This is a genomic window from Acinetobacter sp. GWC1_38_13 (genome assembly GCF_001767535.1).
Lineage (GTDB): Bacteria > Pseudomonadota > Gammaproteobacteria > Pseudomonadales > Moraxellaceae > Acinetobacter > Acinetobacter junii.
In genome coordinates this window covers 1,180-3,317 of sequence record NZ_MELG01000033.1, presented here as the reverse complement: position 1 = coordinate 3,317, position 2,138 = coordinate 1,180, and the positions used below count along the sequence as shown (strand labels likewise).

The following is a 2,138-nucleotide window of genomic DNA, read 5'->3' as shown; positions in this document are numbered from 1 at the left end:
GAAGATAAAACAAATCATGCAGGATGCCAAAAAAGAGCAGATTGGGAATCTATGGTTAGGGCTGGAAAATCAAGATCATATAAATATGTTTTGAATGATTGGTTGCAAAAAGATGGAACGCCTTGGCCGTTAAATGCTCTTTATTCTGTTAATGATAAAATCAATAAAGTAAATGGTTCTTTTCTCTCTTCTTCTGTTACTTTTCGATTGAATGGATGGGGAAAGACTACAGAAATAAATCTTGTTGATCCAAAAACATATCAGTTAATTCGTATGGCTGAAAAGATAAAAGGCGAAAATGACGATATTGATATTAGTTCATTGATTGGAGACTAATGATAAATTCTTTATCCAGAATACTTGCACCTATCAAACGTCAAATTTATATGTTGATAGGTAGAGCTATTGTTACCTATATTGATAATTCAAAAAGTACTCAATTATTGCAGTTGAGTTTGCTTGCAGATGAAGTATCGAGTAATGTTGAAAGATTTGAAGAATATGGTTTTAGTACTTATCCATTAACCGGGGCTGAAGCGATAGCTGGATTTATAAACGGTAATAGATCGCACGGAATTGTTTTGTGTGTACACGATAGGAGATATAGACCTACAGATTTAGCGGAAGGAGAAGTTGCAATTTATACAGATGAAGATCAGTCTTCTCCTAACCATAGAATACATTTAAAAAATGGGAATGAAATTGAGATAAAATGTCAAGATAAAGTAGAAATATTAGGTGGAGATAAAACAGAAACAATATCCGGCAGCAAACAAATTACAATAACTGGTGACCAAACAAAGAATGCCGCGAATGATACAGAAACAATTACTACTAATAAACAAATTGTTGCTGCTGTAATTGTTTTAAATGCTCCTTCTGTTACTCTTGGCGGTATTGCTGGAGCTGGAAAAACATTAGCGACAAGTGATATAGTTACAGTTTTCAACAATCATACACATAATGAAACTGGTTCAGTAACAGCGGTTCCAAATACTCTTTTGAATTCTGGAAATATGACTGCTAATGTGAGAGGCGTATAATGGCAGAAGAAATTAAACTTAGTTGGAGTGATATTCTTTTTGAAGCTGATATGTCTTATTTAAATGGTGATCTTGAATCTGAAGCTGGTTTTGCATCAAGTGTTTTGATTTCTCTTTTTACAGATAGAAGAGCATTAAACGATGATGAATTACCTGATTCAAATAGTAAAGATAAACGCGGATGGTGGGGAGACTTAGCTTCTCCAGAAGTAGACAATGATAGAATAGGATCGAGATTGTGGTTGTTAGAAAGATCAAAAACGATTCCATCTATTGTAACAAGAGCTAAACAATATGTTGAAGAGTCTTTACAATGGATGATAGAAGATGGAATGGCTTCAAAAATAGAAGTAGAAACAGAACGTCAAGGCGATGTTGGTAGTGATAGATTGGCAATTGGTGTAAAAATACATTTGATAAGCGGAACAGTAATCGCTGTTTCTTTTGAAAATGAAGTTATTACTATAATAACAAATAATTCAGAGACAACACAAATTGCTTTATTTGGTAGTAGTTATCAAGGTGCTGTTGCGACGTGGCATGGTGCTCCAATAACGTGGTAGGCTAATCAGGAGAATTATCTTATGCCTTTTACAAGACCAACACTAACAGAATTAGTAGATAGAATTCAAAGCGATATAGAAACCCATGTCACAAATGGCCAATCTTTACTTCGCAGAAGTGTTTTGAAAGTTCTTGCAAGAGTATATGCTGGCGTTGCTCATTTGTTATATAGTTATTTAGGTTTTCAGGCGGAACAATTATTTGCAACTACAGCAGATGTAGAAGGATTAGAATCAATAGCAGATGAATATGGAATAAATAGAAATGCTGCAAGTAAAGCTACCGGATCGTTAACTTTAACTGGTAGTGCTGGAATTATTATTCCTATAAATACGGAGTTTCAAACTTCAAGTGGTATTCTATATACGTCTGATATCGAATCTATCTTTGTTGGAGCAAACTTATCTATTGATATTACAGCAGCAGAAGGTGGGGAAGATGGAAATCAAGATTCAGGCGCTATCTTATCTTTTATATCTCCAATATCGGGAGTAAATTCTCAAGCGACAGTTGGAACTGGCGGATTGACTG

General features: G+C 34.6%; 3 protein-coding genes and 1 pseudogene. All 4 read left to right on the top strand.

The genetic code is table 11. The features are described 5' to 3' along the window. A partial coding sequence (locus A2003_RS03250) for a phage baseplate assembly protein (protein WP_286686792.1) occupies positions 1-336 on the top strand: 336 nt, incomplete at its 5' end. Continuing rightward, positions 336-1,043, top strand: a complete 708-nt coding sequence (locus A2003_RS03245; RefSeq protein ID WP_286686791.1) for a phage baseplate assembly protein V — start codon at positions 336-338, stop codon at positions 1,041-1,043. The genes A2003_RS03250 and A2003_RS03245, both read left to right, overlap by 1 nt. Beyond that, positions 1,043-1,606 (top strand): phage GP46 family protein, encoded by a 564-nt coding sequence (locus A2003_RS03240; protein ID WP_286686790.1) that lies wholly within the window; start codon positions 1,043-1,045, stop codon positions 1,604-1,606. Before A2003_RS03245 ends, A2003_RS03240 begins: the two co-directional genes overlap by 1 nt. Positions 1,607-1,627: 21 nt before the next feature. Then, positions 1,628-2,138, top strand: a pseudogene (locus A2003_RS15025) (baseplate J/gp47 family protein); the annotation flags it as partial.